Here is a 19322-nt window from a genome sequence, read left to right as displayed (position 1 = left end):
CTCTCAGGCGGCGATCGGTGTGTAGACGGAGTTCTTCTCGGCGCTCTCCTCCACCGCGGCCAGGACGCGCTGCACCTGGAGTCCGTCGGCGAAGGAGGGTTCGGGCACACGGCCCTCGGCGACCGCGTGGACCAGGTCGCGGGCCTGGTGCACGAAGGTGTGCTCGTAGCCGAGGCCGTGGCCCGGCGGCCACCAGGCGTCGAGGTAGGGGTGCTCGGGTTCGGTGACGAGGATGCGGCGGAATCCGGCGTGCGTGCCGGGCTCGCCGCCGTCGTGGAACTCCAGCTCGTTGAGCCGTTCCAGGTCGAAGGCGAGCGAGCCGCGCTCACCGTTGAGTTCGATGCGCAGGGCGTTCTTGCGTCCGGTGGCGTACCGGGTGGCCTCGAAGGAGGCGAGGGCGCCGGAGGCGAACCGGCCGGTGAACAGGGCGGCGTCGTCGACGGTGACCTGTCCGGTGCCGGCGGCGGAGACGGCGGCCAGACCGGCACTGGGCGCGGTGGGCAGCGGCCGCTCCCGTACGAACGTCTCGGTGAGCGCGGAGACGCCCGCGAGCCGCTCGCCGGACAGGTACTGCGCCAGGTCGACGATGTGCGCGCCGAGGTCGCCGAGCGAACCGGAGCCGGCCTGCTCGCGGCGCAGCCGCCAGGTCAGCGGGAACTCCGGGTCGACCAGCCAGTCCTGCAGGTACGCGACCCGCACGTGCCGCAGCCTCCCGATCCGGCCCTCGGCCACCATCCGCCGGGCCAGCGCGGTCGCGGGGACCCGGCGGTAGTTGAAGCCGACCATCGCCAGCCGGCCGCGCCCCTTCGCCTCTTCGGCGGCCCGGGTCATCGCCTCGGCCTCCTCGACGCTGTTGGCGAGGGGCTTCTCGCACAGCACGTGCTTGCCGGCGGCGAGCGCGGCGAGCGCGATCTCGGCGTGGCTGTCGCCCGGGGTGCAGATGTCGACGAGGTCGATGTCGTCCCGTTCGACCAGGGCGCGCCAGTCGGTCTCGGCCTCCGCCCAGCCGTGCCGGTCCGCCGCCGCGCGCACGGCGTCGGCGTCCCGGCCGCAGATCACGGCCATGTCGGGGCGCAGCGGCAGGTCGAAGACGCGGCCCGCGGTGCGCCAGCCCTGGGAGTGGGCGGCGCCCATGAAGGCGTAACCCACCATGCCGATGCGCAGCGGTGGCTTCCCCGCCCGATCCCCGTCGGACGCTTGCGGCTGTGCCATTCGGATGTCCTCCTCGTCGTCGTGCGGGCGGGGGTGGGCCCCGCCCGGGGGGCTGGTCAGGCCCGTGGGGCGGGGCTCCTCACTTGAAGCCGGTGGGCATGTACTGGTCCACGTTCTCCTTGTCGACGACGGCCGAGTAGCAGGTCACCGACGAGGGGATCTCGAACTCGGCGAGGCCGCCCACCCCCTTGCCCTGGCCGAGGGCGCGGGCCAGGTCGATCGCGGAGGCGGCCATCGTCGGCGGGTACAGGACGGTGGCCTTCAGGACCCCGCTGTCGGCCTTGATGGCCTCGAAGGCGGAGAGCGCGCCCGCGCCGCCCACCATCAGGAACTCGTCGCGCCCGGCCTGTTCGATGGCGCGCAGCGCGCCCACGCCCTGGTCGTCGTCGTGGTTCCACACGGCGTCGATCCGCGACTGCGCCTGGAGCAGCTGGGCCATCTTGGCCTGGCCGGACTCGACGGTGAACTCGGCGGCCTGGCGGGCCACCTTCTGGATGTTGGGGTAGTTCTTCAGCGCGTCGTCGAAGCCCTGGGTGCGCTGCTTGGTCAGCTCCAGGTTGTCCAGTCCTGCCAGCTCGACGACCTTGGCGCCCTGCTTGTCCTTGAGCTTCTCGCCGATGTAGTGGCCGGCGTTGAGGCCCATGCCGTAGTTGTCGCCGCCGACCCAGCAGCGGTACGCCTGCGGGGTGTTGAAGATCCGGTCGAGGTTGACGACGGGGATGCCGGCGCGCATCGCCTTCAGCCCGACCTGGGTGAGGGCCTTGCCGTCGGCGGGCAGGATCACCAGGACGTCGACCTTCTTGTTGATGAGGGTCTCGATCTGGCCGATCTGCTGGGCGGTGTCGTTGGAGCCCTCGGTGATCTCCAGGGTGACGTCGGAGTACTTCTCCGCCCGCTTCTTGGCGTTGTCGTTGATGGCGTTGAGCCAGCCGTGGTCGGCCTGCGGTCCGGCGAAGCCGATGGTGACCGGCTTGCCGGGCTTGTCGTCGGCGGCCGGCTGGTTGTCGGCGGCGGGCTCGTCGTCACTGGACTCGTTGCTCGTACAGCCGGTGACGAACACGCCGGCGGACACGGCGGCCGCTCCGAAGAGCAGTCCTCTGCGGCTTGCGAAAGGTGTCTCTGGCATGGCGGTGAACCCTTTCCTCAGGTCGTGCTCGGGGTACGGCGCTGGACCAGCACGGCGACGACGATGATCGCGCCCTTGGCGATCTGCTGGACGTCGGTCTGCAGGTTGTTCAGGGCGAAGATGTTGGTGATCGTGGTGAAGATCAGGACGCCGAGGACGGAGCCGACGATGGTGCCGCGGCCCCCGGTGAGCAGGGTGCCGCCGATGATCGCGGCGGCGATGGCGTCGAGTTCGTAGAGGTTGCCGTTGGTGTTCTGGCCGGAGCCGGCCAGCACGATCAGCAGGAAGGCGGCGATGCCGCAGCACAGCCCGGACAGCAGGTAGAGGTAGAGCCGCTGACGGCGTACGTCGATGCCGGCCAGCCGGGCGGCCTCCGCGTTGCCGCCGACGGCGACGGAGCGGCGGCCGAAGGTGGTCCGGTTGAGCAGCAGCCAGCCGATGACGGTGACCGCGGCGAACACCAGGACCAGCGGCGGGATGCCGAGGATGTAGGAGTCGCGCTCGCCGAGGTCGAGGACGCCGTCGACGGTGACGATCTGGGTGCGCCCGTCGGTGATCTGCAGGGCGAGGCCGCGGGCCGAGGCGAGCATGGCGAGGGTGGCGATGAACGGGACCACCCCGCCGTACGCGACGAGCAGCCCGTTGACAAGACCGCAGCCCAGGCCGACGAGGACGGCGGTGAAGAGGATGCCCGCGAAGCCGAACTCCTGGGTGGCGACGGTGGTCGCCCACACCGAGGCGAGGGCGACGATCGCGCCGACCGACAGGTCGATGCCGCCGGAGATGATGACGAAGGTCATGCCGACGGTGACGACACCGATGACGGAGGCCTGGGTGAGGACCAGTTGGAGGTTGCGGGTGTCCAGGAACTGGTCCGGTTTGGTGATGCCGCCGATGAGGATCAGTACGGCGAGCACGCCGAACAGCGACAGCGTGCGGACGTCGGCGCGGAACAACACGGCGCGCCAGGCGGGTGTTTCGCCGGCCGACGGCGCCTTGGGGGCGCTGTCCCGCGGCGGGGAGACGTTCTGCGTCATGACGCCGGGCTTCCTTCCATCACGAGGTCGAGTACACGGTGTTCGTCGAGTTCACGGGCGGGAGCCGTGTGGACGACGCTGCCCTCGCGCAGCACCAGGACGCGGTCGGCGAGGCCGAGCACCTCGGGCACCTCGCTGGAGACCAGCAGCACGGCGAGGCCCTCGTCCGCCAGCCGGCGGACGACCGCGTAGAGCTCGGCGCGTGCGCCGACGTCGACGCCGCGGGTGGGTTCGTCGAGCAGCAGGACCCGGCAGCCGCGCAGCAGCCAGCGGGCGAGCACGGCTTTCTGCTGGTTGCCGCCGGACAGGGTGCGCACGGGCACGTCCGGGTTGTCGGGCCGCAGCGACAGTTCGCGGACCGCCTCGCGGGCCGCCCCCAGTTCCGCGCCGCGGTCGATCCAGCCGGCCTTGGCGAAGCGGGACATGGAGGAGACCGACACGTTGCGGGTGACGGACTCCAGCATCAGCAGGCCCTGCGCCTTGCGTTCCTCGGGGGCGAGCCCGAGTCCGGCACGGACCGCGGCCCGTACGCTGCCCGGTTTCAGGGGGCGCCCGTCGACGAGGACCCGGCCGGTGTCGGGCTTGCGGGCGCCGTAGATCGTCTCCAGGATCTCGGAGCGTCCCGAGCCGACGAGTCCGGCGAGCCCGACGATCTCCCCGGGCCGCACCTGGAGGTCGAGCGGGGCGAACTCGCCCTGGCGGGACAGCCCTTCGACGGTGAGCACCGGTTCGCCCGACGGGGCGGCGGTGGGCCGCTCGGGGAAGACGTACTCGACGTTGCGCCCGGTCATCAGCGCGACGACCTCGCGGGTCGGCGTCGACTTCGCGGGCAGCCCGCCTGCGACGGCGCGGCCGTCCTTCAGCACGGTCACCCGGTCGCCGATGCGGCGGATCTCCTCCAGGCGGTGCGAGATGTAGACGACGGCGACTCCGTCGGCGGTGAGGTCGCCGACGATGCGGAAGAGGTTGTCGACCTCGTCCGGGTCGAGGGCGGCGGACGGCTCGTCCATCACGATGAGCCGTACGTCGTGGGAGAGCGCCCGCGCCATGGACACGATCTGCTGCTGTGCCGCGGAGAGTTCGCCGACCAGCCGGGCCGGGTCGATCTCGGGGTGTCCGAGCCGCTTGAGCAGGTGGGCCGTCGACGCCTTGGCCGTTCCCGACCGGACGATGAAACCGGCGGTGGTCGGCTCGTGGCCCAGGTGGACGTTCTCGGCGACCGACAGGTGTTCCACCAGGTCGAGTTCCTGGTAGATGGTGGCGATGCCGAGGCGCATGGCGGCGATCGGGGAACGCAGCGTGACGTCCTCGCCGCGCCAGCGGATGGTGCCGGTGTCGGGCTGGTGGACACCGGCCAGCACCTTGATCAGGGTGGACTTCCCGGCGCCGTTCTGGCCGAGCAGGCAGTGCACCTCTCCGGCCTGGACGTCGAGGTCGACGCCGTCCAGGGCCCGGACTCCGGGGAACGACTTGGTGATGCCGGACATGCTGAGCAGCGGTGGTTGTGGTGCCATGCGGATTCCCCTCGGCGGGCGTACGGGCCGGTGTCAGGGCGGTCCCCTTGCGGGGCAGGCGTTTTCGGGCAGGGCGGGGTAGGGCGGTGGCGTGCCTGTACGGGTGGGCTGTTCCGTGCGGTGGGAGCGGGTGCCGTGACGCGGATGCGGTGGTGCCTCAAGCGGGTGCGACGAAGGAGCGGGGAAGGCTGCTTGCGAAGGCTGCTTACGCGGGTGAGAACAGGTGGTCGCTGATGAGCCGGGCCGCGCCGATGACTCCGGCGGTGGGTCCCAGCTCCCCCAGCACGATGGGCAGGTTGCCCGTGGCCAGGGGCAGCGAGCCGCGGTAGACCTGGGTGCGGATCGCGGCGAGCAGGGTGTGGCCGAGGCCGGTCACCCCGCCGCCGATCACCACCAGGCCGGGGTTGAAGAAGCTGACCAGGCCGGCGATGACCTGGCCGGTGCGGTTGCCGCCCTCGCGGATCAGATCGAGGGCGGTGGCGTCACCGGCCGCGGCCGCGGCGGCGACGTCGACGGCGCTGAGCGTGCCGTTCGCCTCCAGCCGGCCGGCGAGTTCGGCGGAGAGCCGCTGTTCGGCGGCCTCCATGGCGTCCCGGGCGAGGGCCGCGCCGGAGAAGTGCGCCTCCAGGCAGCCCCGGTTGCCGCAGGCGCACGGGCGGCCGTCGGGCACGGCCTGGATGTGCCCGATGTCGCCCGCGCTGCCCGTCGTACCGCGGTAGACCTCACCGCCGACGACGATGCCGCAGCCGATGCCGGTACCGATCTTGACGCAGAGGAAGTCGGCGACGGTGCGGGCGACGCCCGCGTGCTGCTCCCCCATCGCCATCAGGTTCACGTCGTTGTCGACCATGACCGGGCAGCCGAGGTCCTGGCTGAGCGCCTCCCGCACGGGGAAGCCGTCCCAGCCCGGCATGATCGGTGGAGCCACCGGGATGCCCTCGGGGAAGCGGACCGGGCCCGGGACGCCGATGCCGGCGCCGTCGAACCCCTCCGCGAGCCCCGAGGCCCTCAACTTCGCTGCCATGGCGAGTACTTGCTCGAAGACCGCGACCGGTCCCTCGCGTACGTCCATGGGCTGGTTGATGTGCCCGAGGATCTCCAGCTCGGCGTTGGTGACGGCGACGTCGACCGAGGTCGCGCCGATGTCGACGCCGAGGAACCGCAGGTGCGGGTTGAGCCGGATGTTGTGGGAGCGCCGGCCGCCGCGCGAGGCGGCGAGTCCGTCGGCCACGACGAGGTCCGTCTCCAGCAGCCGGTCCACCTCCACGGCCAGTTTCGACCGGGAGAGGTCGACCTGGTCGCCCAGTTGGGCACGGGAGTTGGGTCCGCCGTCGCGCAGCAACCTGAGCAGTCGTGCCTGGTGGGCGTTGGCGGGTCGCGCTGTCATACGTCTCACGAACCCCTCCCCGCCTCGATCGGCATGTGCGCGCCGGATTCCGGCCACGTGTGTGGCGTGCTTTCGGATGGGAAAGTAGCAGCGCCTGCCGGAGGTGGGAAGAAGTCGCGCAGGAATTGCCCCCCACTTTTTCCACTCACAGGACAAAGAAGTCCGCGAGGGTGCGTGGAGAACCACCGCAAGGTGATCGAAAAGGTGCGCTCAGGACTCCGTGCGGGCGTGGTACGAGCGCCGGGTGTGCTCGGTGTGTTCGCGCATGAGCCGGGTGGCCAGTTGTTCGTCGTGGGCGGCGACGGCGGCGATCAGCTCGCGGTGCTCGACCCAGGACTGTTCGCCGCGCTGCCGGGCGACGGGTGTGTAGTACCAGCGCACGCGCCGGTCGACCTGGGCGGCGAGTTCGGCGAGCACGGCGTTGCCGGCCAGCTCCATGATCTTGGCGTGGAAGCGGGCGTTGAGGGCGACGGCGGCGTCCACGTCGTCGGCGGCGACGGCCTCGAGTCCTTCGGCCAGGATCTCCTCCAGGGCCTCCACCCCCGCGCCGTCGGCGTTGCCCGCGGCCAGCCGGGCCGCTTCCGCCTCCAGCAGCGTACGGACGGTGAGGAGCTGGTCGGCCTCCTCCTCCGTCGGCTCGTGCACGAACGCGCCCTGCGCGGGCCGCAGATCGACCCAGCCCTCGGTGTTGAGCCGTTGCAGCGCCTCGCGCACCGGCTGGCGGGAGACGCCGAGGTGGCCGGCGAGTTCGCTCTCGACGAGATGCTGGCCGGGCTGGAGGGCACGGGTGGTGATGAGTTCGAGCAGCGCCTCGTAGACCCGGTCGCGCAGCGGTCCGGGCCGTTCGAGCCTGGGCACCGCCCCTCGGGGCAGTCCGGTCGACAACATCGCGGTCCCCCTCCTCGGCCGCGCCGCACACCACCGCGAACGCCGGTGCACCGCAACGCCGGTAGTGATTGTCTTTCGTCTACAGTCTACGGCGCACGGGTGCCAGGGGGCGGGGAACGGGCCTCGTCACATCCGCGGCGGGCTCAGGGGCAGCGCACGACCTGTCCCGCGTACGACAGGTTCCCGCCGAAGCCGAAGAGCAGGACCGGGTCGCCGGTCGTCACCGCGCCCTGTTCGACGAGCTTGGAGAAGGCGAGCGGGACGCTGGCGGCCGAGGTGTTGCCGGAGTCGGTGACGTCGCGGGCGACGACGGCGTTGACGGCGCCGAGCCGGCGGGCGAGGGGTTCGATGATCCGCAGGTTGGCCTGGTGCAGCACCACTGCGGCGAGGTCCTCGGGGGCCAGCTCCGCCTTCTCGCAGGCCTGGCGGGCGACGACCGGCAGCTGGGTGGCCGCCCAGCGGTAGACGCTCTGCCCCTCCTGCGCGAACCTCGGCGGCGTCCCCTCGATCCGCACCGCGTGGCCCATCTCGGGCACCGAGCCCCACAGCACCGGACCGATCCCCGCCTCCGCGTCCGGGGCGCAGGCCTCCACCACGACGGCCCCCGCCCCGTCGCCGACCAGCACGCAGGTGGTGCGGTCGGTCCAGTCGGCCACGTCGGACATCTTGTCGGCGCCGATGACCAGCACCCGGCTCGCGCCGCCGGCCCGTACGGCGTGGTCGGCGGTGGCGAGGGCGTGGGTGAATCCGGCACAGACCACGTTGATGTCCATGACGGCGGGTCCGGGCATGCCGAGGCGGGCCGCGACGCGGGCGGCCATGTTGGGCGAGCGGTCGATGGCGGTGGACGTGGCGACCAGCACGAGGTCGATCTCGGCGGGCGTCCGGCCGGCCGCCGCCAGTGCCTTGGCGGCGGCGTGCGCGGCCAGCTCGTCGACCGGCTCGTCGGGCCCGGCGATGTGGCGGGTGCGGATGCCCACCCGGCTCGTGATCCACTCGTCGCTGGTGTCGACCATGCCCGCCAGGTCCTCGTTGGTGAGGACCCGGGCGGGCTGGTAGTGGCCGACGGCGGCAATACGCGAGCCGATCATGAGTGGATCCCCTCGGTGGTCGGGTGCGGGGTTCACCAGTCTGATCAATGACTCACCGGTACGGAGGCAGGTGAAGCGACAGGAAACGGGCGCCGGGCTTGTCGGCTTCCGTCAGCATCCGGAGAGGGGTGTCACGGCTCCGCGGTCAGCCGGTGAACAGTTGTGCCGCCTTGCGCACGAGCTCGTACAGTCCGTAGGCGAGCGGCACGCCCACCCACAGCCAGGAGAAGGCGATCAGTCCGCGGCGGTCGGGGCTAGGCGGACTCTGGCTGCTGTCGCCGGTCATCGGCGGCCTCCTTCGGTGTCCCGGGAGCGGGAGCGGGAGCGGGGACGTGGTGGCGGGGGTGGACGGGCCGGACCAGTTCGTTGGCGACGAAGCCGACGGCGAGCAGCCCGATCATGATGACCAGTGACAGCCCGTACAGGGACGGGCCGTGCCGGCCCGCCTCCTCCTGGCGGTCGGCGACCCAGTTGACGATCAGTGGTCCGAGCACCCCGGCCGTGGACCAGGCGGTGAGCAGCCGGCCGTGGATGGCCCCGACCTCGTAGGTGCCGAAGAGGTCCTTCAGATACGCCGGGACCGTGGCGAAGCCGCCGCCGTAGAAGGAGAGGATCACCAGGGCGCACAGCACGAACAGCGGCTTGGAGGAGTCGCCCAGCAGCCAGATGAGCGCGTACATCAGCGCGCCGACGCCGAGGTAGACCCGGTAGACGTTCTTGCGGCCGATGAGGTCGGAGGTGGTGGACCAGCCGATGCGGCCCGCCATGTTGGCCGCCGACAGCAGGGCGACGAACCCGGCGGCAGCGGTCGCCGACACCGGTGCGGAGGTGTCCGCGAAGAAGTCGGTGATCATCGGGGCGGCCTTCTCCAGGATGCCGATGCCCGCGGTGACGTTCAGGCACAGCACGAGCCACAGCAGCCAGAACTGCGGGGTGCGCACCGCCGAGCGGGCCGAGACCTGCGGCCCGGTGAGCGCGGAGGGCGCTCCGGCCACCGGACGCGCGGTGCGCGGCACCCGTACCAGCACCACGCCGAGCAGCATGAACACGGCGTACGTCAGCCCGTGCACGAGGAAGGCGTACGCGATGCCGGTGTTGTCGGCGCCGAAGGAGTCGAGCATCTGCGCCGACCAGGGCGAGGCGATCAGCGCGCCGCCGCCGAAGCCCATGATGGCGATGCCGGTGGCCATGCCGGGCCGGTCGGGGAACCACTTGATGAGCGTCGAGACGGGTGAGATGTAGCCGATGCCCAGGCCGATGCCACCGACGAAGCCGTAGCCGAACACGATCAGCCAGTACTGCTCGGTGGCCGCGCCCAGGGCGGAGAGCAGGAAGCCGGAGGAGAAGCAGATCAGGGCGACGGTCATCGCCCAGCGCGGGCCCCGGCGTTCGACGAGGGTGCCGCCGAACGCGGCGGACAGGCCGAGCATGACGATGCCGAGCTGGAAGGGCAGTGCGCTCTGGGTGCCGCTGAGGTCGAGCGCGGACTCCAGCGGCGGCTTGAACACGCTCCACGCGTAGGCCTGGCCGATGGAGAGGTGGACGGAGAGCGCGGCGGGCGGCACGAGCCAGCGGCTCCAGCCCGGCGGTGCGACGGGGGGACTCATGAGTCCCCCACCGTAGGGACGAAGGGGACCGTTGAGAAGACGGTTGAGCGGACAACCACTGGTACTGCACAAAGCCTTGCTGGCACCACCTCCATACTGTAGACAATATTTCGTCGACAGAGATTCGGCGGTTCCCGTGGTCCTCGTGTCCCTCGACCGGACGGAGCTACCCTCGCCATGGAAGTCGCAGTCCTCGGCGCCGGGGCGATCGGCGCCTGCGTCGGTGCCGCGCTCCACCACGCGGGCGCCGACGCGCGCCTCCTCGCCCGTGGACCGCACCCGGCGGCCATGAGGCGGTACGGAGTACAAGTGCGCGGCCCGCGCGGCGACTTCACCGCGCACTCCCGCGCCACCGACGCCCCGGCCGGAGTCGGCCCGGCCGACCACGTGTTCCCGGGTCTCGAGGCGAACTCGTACGCGGCGTACGGGCCGCTGACGCACGACACCACGACCGTCGTGGCCGCCCGGAACGGCATCCCCCGGTGGTACGTCCACCGGTACGGCGGACCGTACGACGGCCGCCGCCCGGAGAGCGTGGACCCGGGCGGCGCGGTCAGTGCGGTGCCCGCGCCCGAACGGGCCGTCGGCCGCACCGTCCACGACGTCCCGCTCGCGGCCGTCGTCGAGCCGGCGGAGACCACCGGTGCCCCGGTGCCCACCCCGCGCACCGTGCACGCCCTGTCGGACCTGCCCGCGCCGAGGAGCGCCGCATGAGCGAACGCGACCGAGCCCGAAACGACCGGAAGCGACGCGACCGGAGCCCGAAGACCTGCACCCGCCTCACCCACCCCCTCGTCCGGGACTCGCGCGACGCCCCCTTCCCCGGGTCGCCGGGTGGTTCGAGGAGTACGAGGCGGAACCGGACCGCTTCGGCCCGGACGCGGCCCGCCTCGACGAGGGACCCAGGATCGACAACGACCTCTACGTCCGCGACTACGACAAGTGCGTCCTCTGCTACAAGTGCGTGGACGCCTGCGGCGACCAGTGGCAGAACACCTTCGCGATCTCGGTCGCGGGCCGCGGTTTCGACGCCCGGATCGCCGTCGAGCACGACGCCCCGCTGGCCGACTCGGCGTGCGTGTACTGCGGCAACTGCATCGAGGTCTGCCCCACCGGGGCCCTGTCGTTCAAGTCGGAGTTCGACATGCGGGCGGCGGGTACATGGGACGAGTCGCGGCAGTCGAGGACGACGACCGTGTGCGCGTACTGCGGTGTGGGCTGCAACCTCACCCTCCATGTGCAGGACAATGAGATCGTGAAGGTCACGTCGCCGCACGACAATCCGGTGACCCACGGCAACCTGTGCATCAAGGGCCGTTTCGGCTTTTCGCACGTACAGAACCGGGACTGAGCGGAACTGGTGGGAACATGGGACGAGTCACGGAACGACGCAAGGTGCTCCGCATCCGGGACGGGGCGGTGTCGAGCCGTCCGGACACACTCGTCGCCGAGGAACCCCTGGAGATCCGCCTCAACGGCAAGCCCCTCGCCATCACCATGCGCACGCCCGGCGACGACTTCGCGCTCGCCGCGGGCTTCCTGGTGAGCGAGGGGGTGCTCGCCACCGCCCCGGACCTGCGGAACATCGTCTACTGCGCCGGGGCGACGGCCGATGGTTCGAACACCTACAACGTGGTGGACGTGAAGACCGCCCCCGGCGTGGTGATCCCGGACATCACACTCGAACGCAACGTCTACACCACCTCCTCCTGCGGCCTGTGCGGCAAGGCCAGCCTCGACGCCGTACGCACGACGGCCCGCCACCCCATCGCCGACACTCCCCCGCTGCGCGTCGGGCCGGAGCTGCTGGCGAGCCTCCCGGACCGGCTGCGCGCGTCCCAGCGGGTCTTCGACCGCACGGGCGGCCTGCACGCGGCGGCCCTGTTCGACGAGGACGGCGAACTGCTCGACGTACGGGAGGACGTGGGCCGGCACAACGCGGTCGACAAGCTGGTCGGCCGTGCCCTGCAGAGCGGGAACCTGCCGCTGTCCCGGACGATCCTGCTGGTCTCCGGCCGGGCCTCGTTCGAGCTGGCGCAGAAGGCGGTCATGGCCGGTGTTCCGATGCTGGCGGCGGTCTCCGCGCCGTCCTCACTGGCCGTGGACCTGGCGGCGGAGACGGGCCTGACCCTGGTGGGCTTCCTGCGGGGCGGTTCCATGAACGTGTACGCGGGTGAGGAGCGCATCGCCCTGCGGGCCGCGGCCGCCCGGGGCTGACCGGTTCCCCTCGCTGCACGGCGGCGGGACCCCTGCCGGCGGGGAGCGCCCCCTGCGCCGTGGGGCCCCGCCGCGATCCCGTGCCGCACCATGCCGCGCCCCCACGTCTCCCGTCCGGACCCCTGATCCGTTGCCATCGGAAAACGATGATCAGTAGGTTCGGACCGTCGGACGTCGAACGGCACGCTGTCGCGGTGTGCCAGGGGGCAGGGGGTCTCGCGGGTGCGTACGCGATGGTGGAACCCGGGTCGTGCGACCCGGTCCTCCGGTACGGGGGCGGACGGGTCCGGCGGTCCCTCCCGGCGGGCGGCGGTGCGCGCCGCCGCGGGCCTGCTCGCCGTCGTGTGCGTGGTGACCGGGTGCGATGTCGTCGGAGGTTCGGGCTCGGGCCCCTTCGCGTCCTCCGAGGGCGGCGAGGCGCCCCGCCGGAACGAACGCAAGGCGACGAACCCGCCACCGGGGCTGCCCGCGGCCTTCACCACCGGCCAGCGGCTCGCCTGGTCGGCCTGCCCGGCACCGTCCGGGGCGCAGGGGGACGGTGACGCCCCGGGCGACGGCTGGGAGTGCGCCACGATGAAGGCGCCGCTGGACTACGAGCGGCCCGGCCGCGACACGATCGACGTCGCCATGATCCGCAAGAGGGCCACCGGACCGGAACGGAAGCGGATCGGATCGCTCCTCTTCAACTTCGGTGGCCCCGGCCAGTCCGGCGTCGTGCGGCTCCCCGAGTTCGCGAGCGACTACGCCGCGCTGGGCGAGCAGTACGACCTGGTCGGTTTCGATCCGCGCGGCGTCGGCGGGACGGCCCCCGTGATCTGCGGGGAGAAGGAGTACGAGAGCGCCGCCGCCTGCGGGAAGCACTCCGGTGAGCTGCTGCCGTACGTCGGCACCTCCCACACCGCGCGCGACATGGACCTGATGCGCTACCTCCTCGGCGACGAGGAGCTGCACTACTTCGGCGTCTCCTACGGCACCAGGCTGGGCGGCGTCTACGCCCACCTGTTCCCGGGGAACGTGGGCCGGCTCGTGCTCGAAGCCCCGGTCGACCCGACGCTGGACCGCGCGCGGGGCCAGATCAGCCAGGTCAAGGCCGTCCAGCTCGCCTTCGACCGCTTCGCCGGACACTGTGCGAAGGCCTACGACGACTGCCCCACCGGCAGCGGCCCGGAGCAGGCCCGGCAACGCGTCACCGAGCTGCTGGACGAGCTCGCGAGGAAACCCGCGCCCACCGACGGCGGCGAGGAACTCGACGACGGTCTCGCCGCCCACGCCATCGCGAACCACCTGGACAGCGGCGAGGAAGGCTGGGAACCGCTGGCGAAGGCGCTCCGCGAGGTCATGGAGCGGGGCACCGGCGACGCGTTGCTGGAGGAGGCGTACGACCACGGCCCGGACACCCAGGCACGCGGCGCCCGGGCGGGCGCCGGAGTCCGCGGCGGGGCCTCGGGCGGCAACGGCACGTCCGCCTTCGTGGCGATCACCTGCGCCGACTCCGACCTGCGCCCCGGCTTCGGCGAAGCCGAGGCGATGGCGAAGCGGATCGAGGCGGCCTCCCCCGTCTTCGGCGAGACCTGGGCCGTCGGCGTCCACCTCTGCTACGACTGGCCGTTCGACGGCGAGAGCGCCACCCCCGACGTCGGCGCGGACGGTGCCGCCCCGATCCTCGTCGTCGCCAACACCGGCGACCCGACGACGCCGTACGAGGGCGCCGAGCGGATGGCGGCCGAGCTGGGCGAGGGGGTCGGTGTGCTGCTGACGGTGCGGGACGAGGGCCATGGGTCGTACCCCTTCAACCGCTGCGCGACCGAGGCCGTCGACAGGTACCTCCTCCACGGCACGATCCCCCGGGCCGGCACGACGTGCCCGTGACACCGGTCCTCACCGGCCGGGGGCCACCGGCGCGGCCGCGACGCTCAGCCGGAACGCGTCCTCGTACCGGCCTCGGTCCGTGGCCGTCCGGCCGGGTCCGGGACGGTGGCCTCCGCCACCGGGTCGCGGGAACGGCGCCCGGCGATCACCGCGCACACCATCAGCTGCATCTGGTGGAACAGCATCAGCGGCAGCACGGCCAGCGAGGCCTCGGCCCCGAACAGGACGCTCGCCATGGGCAGCCCGGCGGCCAGCGACTTCTTCGACCCGGCGAACTGGATCACGATCCGGTCCTCCCGGCCGAACCGCAGCGCCTTGGCGCCGTACCAGGTCAGCAGCAGCATCACGGCGAGCAGCACGGCCTCGACGGCGAGCAGCCCGCCGAGCCGGGCGGGGCTCACCTGGTGCCAGACGCCCCGCACCACGCCCTCGCTGAACGCGGTGTAGACGACTAGCAGGATCGAGCCCCGGTCGACCAGCCCCAGCACCCTCCGGTGCCGGGAGACGAATCCGCCGATCCAGCGGCGCAGCAGCTGCCCGGCGACGAACGGCACCAGCAGCTGGAGCACGATCTCCACCACCGACCCGGCGGAGAACCCGCCCCCGGCGCCGCCCAGCAGCGTCGCCGCGAGCAGCGGGGTGACGACGATGCCGGCCAGCGAGGAGAAGGAGCCGGCGCAGATCGCGGCGGGCACGTTGCCGCGGGCGATCGAGGTGAACGCGATCGACGACTGGACGGTGGACGGGACCAGGGTGAGGAAGAGCAGGCCCTGGTGGAGCGGGTCGGTCAGGAGCACCGGGACGAGTCCGCGGGCGGCCAGGCCCAGCACCGGGAAGACGACGAAGGTGCAGGCCAGCACGGTGACGTGGAGCCGCCAGTGCTTCAGCCCGTCCAGGGCCTCGCGGGTGGAGAGCCGGGCGCCGTAGAGGAAGAACAGGAAGGCGATCGCGGCGGTGGAGGCGCCGGAGGCGAGGTCCGCGCCGGTCCCCCGGGCGGGGAACAGCGTGGCGAGGCCCACCGTTCCGAGCAGCAGCAGGATGTACGGGTCGATCGGCGGCCGACTCGGTCGACGCAGGCGTTTCACGGTGCTCCACTTGCTCAGGTGCTCGGGTGCTCGGGGGTTCACGGGCGGTCCCTCCCCATCCTGCTCCCTCCCTCCGTGATCGGGAATCCGGTGTGCCGCTCTCCCTGTCATCACGTTCCGGCCGGCGCGCACGCCGGGACCCGTGGGGCCGTGGGGCGCCCCAAGGGGCGGTCATGGGGCCGTACAGATTCGGTGGAGATTGCTCCACCGAAACTTACTCATCGGTCAGTCTTCTGTCCGACCCTTCCCCATGTGAGCGCATTTTCCTCCCCTGACCAGCGCGGACGGGAGCTCCGCCCGGTTTCCGCTCCCCTCCCGTCCGCCGTCCGCGTGGGGTAGCTTTCACGGCGCCGTGCGGGACGAGGGCGTCGCCGCACCATTCCGGCGCCGAGGAGCGGGGGGCGGCAGTGCGCGAGTTCACCAGCCCCCCGTCGGCCCTGGAACCTCCGGTGGGCGGTCTGGCCGACGTGGTCTTCCGGTACGCCGAGGAGGACCCGTCGCGCATCGCGCTCGGCCGCAAGGACGCCGCCGGCCGGTGGCGGGACGTGAGCAGCGCGGAGTTCCGCGACGAGGTGCTCGCCCTCGCGAAGGGCCTCCTCGCGAGCGGCGTCCGGTTCGGCGACCGGGTCGCGATCATGTCCCGTACCCGGTACGAGTGGACGCTCTTCGACTTCGCGCTGTGGACGATCGGCGCGCAGGTCGTGCCCGTCTATCCCACGTCCTCCGCCGAACAGTGCCTGTGGATGCTGCACGACGCGGAGGTGACGGCCGCGGTCGTGGAGCACGAGGACCACGCGATGACGATCGCCACCGTCATCGACCGGCTGCCGCGGATGCGCCGGCTGTGGCAACTCGACGCGGGCGCGGTGCAGGAGCTGTACGACGCGGGCGCGCACCTCGACGACGAGGTGGTGCACCGGCACCGGCGGGCGGTCACCCCCGACTCGGCCGCGACGGTCATCTACACCTCGGGCACCACCGGCCGCCCCAAGGGCTGTGTGCTCTCGCACGGCGGCTTCATGTACGAGACGGACACCGTCATCGCGCGCTGGGAGCCGGTGTTCCACTCCCGCCGGGGCGACGAGGCGGCGACGCTGCTGTTCCTGCCGCTCGCGCACGTCTTCGGGCGGATGGTGGAGGTCGCGGCGATCCGCGGGAAGGTGAGGTTCGGCCATCAGCCGCAGCTGAACGCGGCGGCGCTGATGCCCGATCTGGCCGCGTTCCGGCCGACGTTCTTCCTCGCCGTCCCCTACATCTTCGAGAAGGTGTTCAACGCGGCGCGGCGCAAGGCGGAACGGGAGGGCCGCTCGGGGCCGTTCGAGAAGGCCGTCGACGTGGCCGTCGCGTACGCGGACGCGATGGAGGCGAAGGCCTGGGGCACCGGACCGGGACCGTCCGCGGCGCTGCGGATGCGGCACCAGCTCTTCGACAAGCTCGTCTACGCCAGGATCCGGGCGGCGATGGGCGGCAGGATCCGGCACGCCATGTCGGGCGGTTCGGCGATGGACCGCCGGCTCGGACTGTTCTTCGCGGGCGCGGGCGTGCACGTCTACGAGGGGTACGGGCTCACGGAGTCGACGGCGGCGGCCACCGCCAACCCGCCCGAACGCACCCGGTACGGGACGGTCGGGCAGCCCATCCCCGGGGTCACCGTGCGCATCGCGGACGACGGCGAGATCCGGCTGCGCGGCGACAACGTCTTCGACGGCTACCTCAACGACCCCGAGGCCACCGCCGGAGTCCTGCAGGACGGCTGGCTGGCCACCGGTGACCTCGGCTCCCTCGACGAGGACGGCTACCTCACCATCACCGGCCGCAAGAAGGAGATCCTGGTGACCTCCGGCGGCAAGAGCGTCTCGCCGGGGGTGCTGGAGGAGCGGGTGCGGGACCATCCGCTGGTCGGCCAGTGCGTCGTCGTCGGCAACGACCGCCCGTACGTCGCCGCACTGGTCACCCTGGACCAGGAGGCCGTCGAGCACTGGCTGGCGATGCGCGGCAGACCGCGGCTGCCACCGGCCGACCTGGTGCGCGACCCGGACCTGGAGGCGGAGGTGCGGCGGGCCGTGGTCACGGCGAACACCCTGGTCTCGCAGGCCGAGTCGATCCGCACGTTCCGGATCCTGGCGCAGCCGTTCACCGAGGAGGACGGGCTGCTCACGCCGTCGCTGAAGCTGAAGCGGAGGGCGATCGAGGAGGCGTACGCCGCCGAGGTCGAGGCGCTCTACCGGACATGAATTTCCCGGTCAGGAATGCACCGGGAGTCGTGATCGTCGACGATGGGGGTAACACCTGTAAGTAACCGACCACAACCGAAGGATCGAGAGCTCGTGAGCAAGGTCCCCCCGATCATCCTGAACAACGGCGTCGAGATGCCCCAGCTGGGTTTCGGCGTCTGGCAGGTGCCCGACGCGGAGGCCGAGACGGCCGTGACGACGGCGCTGGAGGCCGGCTACCGCAGCATCGACACCGCGGCGATCTACGGCAACGAGGAGGGCACCGGACGGGCCCTCGCGAAGTCGGACGTCCCGCGCGAGGACCTCTTCGTCACCACCAAGCTCTGGAACAGCGACCAGGGGTACGACTCCACCCTGCGCGCGTTCGACACGTCCCTGTCGAAGCTCGGCCTGGAGTACGTGGACCTCTACCTGATCCACTGGCCGACGCCCGCCCGGGACCGGTACGTCGACACGTACAAGGCGTTCGAGAAGCTGCTCGACGACGGCCGGGTCCGCGCCATCGGCGTGTCCAACTTCCTGCCGGAGCACCTGGACCGGCTGATCGCCGAGACGTCCGTCGTCCCGGCGGTCAACCAGATCGAGCTGCACCCGCACCTGCAGCAGAACGCCGCGCGTGAGTACCACGCGGAGCAGGGCATCGCGACCGAGGCGTGGTCGCCGCTCGGTTCCGGCAAGGGGATCCTGGAGATCCCGGCGATCGTGGCGATCGCGCGGAAGCACGGCCGTACGCCGGCGCAGGTGGTGCTGCGCTGGCACCTGCAGCTGGGCAACGTCGTGATCCCGAAGTCGGTGACGCCGTCCCGGATCGCGGAGAACATCGATGTGTTCGGGTTCAGCCTGGACGCGGAGGACCTCGCCGCGATCAGCGCGCTGAACGAGGACCGGCGGATCGGTTCGGACCCGGCGGAGGTCAACAGCTGACACCTGTCGGGGCGGGGGTGGGTCGCGCGGCCCGGCACTGACGAGGTGCCTCCCCCGGCGGGGGGTGCCCCCACCCCGCCCGTCCCCCTGCGGCACGACTGCCCGCGGAGACCGTCACACGGGCCGTACCGCCGCGTGGACCGTGTGGGCCGCCAGGACGAACACGTCCGGGCGGTGGTGGACGCTCGCCTCGTCGTCGGGGTCGAGGAGGCGGTCGAGGGTGGCGCGGTCGTCGGCGTCCAGGTCCTCGCCGATGACCTCGCGCGTGCGGGTGAGGGCGGCGACCACATGGGCGCGGGAGCGGTCCGTGACCGGGGCGGGGAGGTCGAGGAGGAAGGTGCGCGAGCGGGCGTGGTGCAGGCCGGCCGAGGTCAGCAGGGCCGGCCAGTCCTCGACGACGGCCACCGAGCCCGGCAGCTCGGCGCGCATCCGGCCGAACCGCTCCTCCTCCACCACGTTGATGCGTGCCTGGAGGCCGGGCCGGCCGAACCCGATGTCACGGGGCAGGAACCGGACGGGCAGACCGCCCTCCATCACGGCCAGCGTGCCGCCGGGCGCCAGCCGCTCCGCGCAGGCGGCCAGCGCGGCGGCCTGGTCCCCGAGGTGGTGCACGCTGCGGCTGGCCCACAGCAGGTCGGCCGGGTAGTCCAGCTCGCCGAGCACGTCGGGGAGCTCACCGGCGAGGGTGCCGAAACGGTCGCCGGCGCCCAGGCGCCCGGCACGGTCCCTGGCCCGCTCCAGCAGCGGTTCGCTGCCGTCGACGGCCACGACCCGCGCGCCCGGGAAGGTCTCGGCGAACAGACACGAGATGACGCCCGGACCGCTGCCCGCGTCCACGATCAGTCCCGGTTCCGTCACCTCCTTCGCCAGCCAGTTCAGGGCCCGCTCGTAGAGCGGCGTGAACAGCTCCGCCTCGGATTCGAGCAGGGGGGCCATCTCGGCCCAGTCGTGGCCGTGGTCGTGCCCCCCGTGCTTGTGCCCGTGGTCGTGCTGGTGGTCGTGATCGTGATCGTGATCGTGATCGTGCGCCATGGTGCTCAGCCTCTCCGCTCGGATGCCGCCAGGGTGCGACGACGCACCGGCGACGGGCAACCCACGTTGCCGGTCCGGCAAAAAGGGTGCGGCGGACGA

The 19322-nt window shown here is 72.0% G+C and carries 15 protein-coding genes and 2 pseudogenes; 6 read left to right on the top strand and 11 right to left on the bottom strand.

What is annotated here, in order from left to right:
- Positions 1-3: 3 nt before the first annotated feature.
- The 9 genes from ACH5AO_RS26550 to ACH5AO_RS26510 all read right to left on the bottom strand — a co-directional run bounded on the left by ACH5AO_RS26550 (position 4) and on the right by ACH5AO_RS26510 (position 9862).
- On the bottom strand, positions 4-1212 hold the full coding sequence (locus ACH5AO_RS26550) for a Gfo/Idh/MocA family protein (protein ID WP_398928807.1): 1209 nt from the start codon (positions 1210-1212) through the stop codon (positions 4-6).
- A 79-nt stretch (positions 1213-1291) separates the two neighbouring features.
- On the bottom strand, positions 1292-2338 hold the full coding sequence (locus ACH5AO_RS26545; RefSeq protein WP_398928805.1) for a substrate-binding domain-containing protein: 1047 nt from the start codon (positions 2336-2338) through the stop codon (positions 1292-1294).
- A gap of 17 nt (positions 2339-2355) precedes the next feature.
- Positions 2356-3375 carry an ABC transporter permease gene (locus ACH5AO_RS26540; protein WP_398928803.1) on the bottom strand — a complete coding sequence of 340 codons (1020 nt, stop codon included), beginning with the start codon at positions 3373-3375 and terminating at the stop codon, positions 2356-2358.
- Complete coding sequence (locus ACH5AO_RS26535; RefSeq protein ID WP_398928800.1) at positions 3372-4889, bottom strand: sugar ABC transporter ATP-binding protein; 1518 nt, start codon at positions 4887-4889, stop codon at positions 3372-3374. The genes ACH5AO_RS26540 and ACH5AO_RS26535 overlap by 4 nt, the downstream gene beginning before the upstream one ends.
- 205 nt (positions 4890-5094) lie before the next feature.
- Positions 5095-6276: an ROK family protein gene (locus ACH5AO_RS26530; protein WP_398928798.1), complete on the bottom strand. Its 1182-nt coding sequence runs from the start codon at positions 6274-6276 to the stop codon at positions 5095-5097.
- Between the two features lie 210 nt (positions 6277-6486).
- Positions 6487-7164, bottom strand: coding sequence for a GntR family transcriptional regulator (locus ACH5AO_RS26525; protein WP_398928796.1), 678 nt, complete (start codon positions 7162-7164; stop codon positions 6487-6489).
- Positions 7165-7307: 143 nt separating this feature from the next.
- Positions 7308-8255: a beta-ketoacyl-ACP synthase III gene (locus ACH5AO_RS26520; protein ID WP_398928795.1), complete on the bottom strand. Its 948-nt coding sequence runs from the start codon at positions 8253-8255 to the stop codon at positions 7308-7310.
- A gap of 145 nt (positions 8256-8400) precedes the next feature.
- Positions 8401-8541 (bottom strand): hypothetical protein, encoded by a 141-nt coding sequence (locus ACH5AO_RS26515; RefSeq protein ID WP_217137301.1) that lies wholly within the window; start codon positions 8539-8541, stop codon positions 8401-8403.
- Positions 8510-9862, bottom strand: a complete 1353-nt coding sequence (locus ACH5AO_RS26510; protein WP_398928792.1) for an OFA family MFS transporter — start codon at positions 9860-9862, stop codon at positions 8510-8512. The genes ACH5AO_RS26515 and ACH5AO_RS26510 overlap by 32 nt, the downstream gene beginning before the upstream one ends.
- A 177-nt stretch (positions 9863-10039) precedes the next feature.
- On the opposite strand from ACH5AO_RS26510, the pseudogene ACH5AO_RS26505 reads away from it, so the two are divergent.
- The 4 genes and pseudogenes from ACH5AO_RS26505 to ACH5AO_RS26490 all read left to right on the top strand — a co-directional run.
- Positions 10040-10462, top strand: a pseudogene (locus tag ACH5AO_RS26505) (ketopantoate reductase family protein); the annotation flags it as partial.
- Between the two features lie 220 nt (positions 10463-10682).
- A pseudogene (locus ACH5AO_RS26500) lies at positions 10683-11213 on the top strand (4Fe-4S dicluster domain-containing protein); the annotation flags it as partial.
- Between the two features lie 17 nt (positions 11214-11230).
- Positions 11231-12079, top strand: a complete 849-nt coding sequence (fdhD, locus tag ACH5AO_RS26495) for a formate dehydrogenase accessory sulfurtransferase FdhD (RefSeq protein ID WP_398928790.1) — start codon at positions 11231-11233, stop codon at positions 12077-12079.
- 222 nt (positions 12080-12301) lie between these two features.
- On the top strand, positions 12302-13948 hold the full coding sequence (locus ACH5AO_RS26490; RefSeq protein WP_398928788.1) for an alpha/beta hydrolase: 1647 nt from the start codon (positions 12302-12304) through the stop codon (positions 13946-13948).
- A gap of 44 nt (positions 13949-13992) precedes the next feature.
- Here ACH5AO_RS26490 and ACH5AO_RS26485 read toward each other — a convergent pair whose 3' ends face one another.
- Positions 13993-15033 carry a bile acid:sodium symporter family protein gene (locus ACH5AO_RS26485; protein WP_398928844.1) on the bottom strand — a complete coding sequence of 347 codons (1041 nt, stop codon included), beginning with the start codon at positions 15031-15033 and terminating at the stop codon, positions 13993-13995.
- A gap of 407 nt (positions 15034-15440) precedes the next feature.
- On the opposite strand from ACH5AO_RS26485, the gene ACH5AO_RS26480 reads away from it, so the two are divergent.
- Together ACH5AO_RS26480 and ACH5AO_RS26475 are read left to right on the top strand one after the other, a co-directional pair.
- Positions 15441-17267, top strand: a complete 1827-nt coding sequence (locus tag ACH5AO_RS26480) for an AMP-dependent synthetase/ligase (RefSeq protein ID WP_398928786.1) — start codon at positions 15441-15443, stop codon at positions 17265-17267.
- Positions 17268-17402: 135 nt separating this feature from the next.
- Positions 17403-18191 carry an aldo/keto reductase gene (locus tag ACH5AO_RS26475; RefSeq protein WP_398928842.1) on the top strand — a complete coding sequence of 263 codons (789 nt, stop codon included), beginning with the start codon at positions 17403-17405 and terminating at the stop codon, positions 18189-18191.
- A gap of 114 nt (positions 18192-18305) precedes the next feature.
- Here the strand turns inward: ACH5AO_RS26475 and ACH5AO_RS26470 are convergent, their stop codons facing one another.
- Entirely contained in the window at positions 18306-19223 is a 918-nt protein-coding gene (locus tag ACH5AO_RS26470) for a class I SAM-dependent methyltransferase (RefSeq protein ID WP_398928784.1), read from the bottom strand.
- Between the last annotated feature and the right edge of the window lie 99 nt (positions 19224-19322).

This window comes from Streptomyces sp. NPDC018964, assembly GCF_044390325.1.
Taxonomy (GTDB): Bacteria; Actinomycetota; Actinomycetes; order Streptomycetales; family Streptomycetaceae; genus Streptomyces.
Note: the sequence above shows the minus strand (reverse complement) of the source record. Positions and strands in the feature narration are given on the sequence as shown.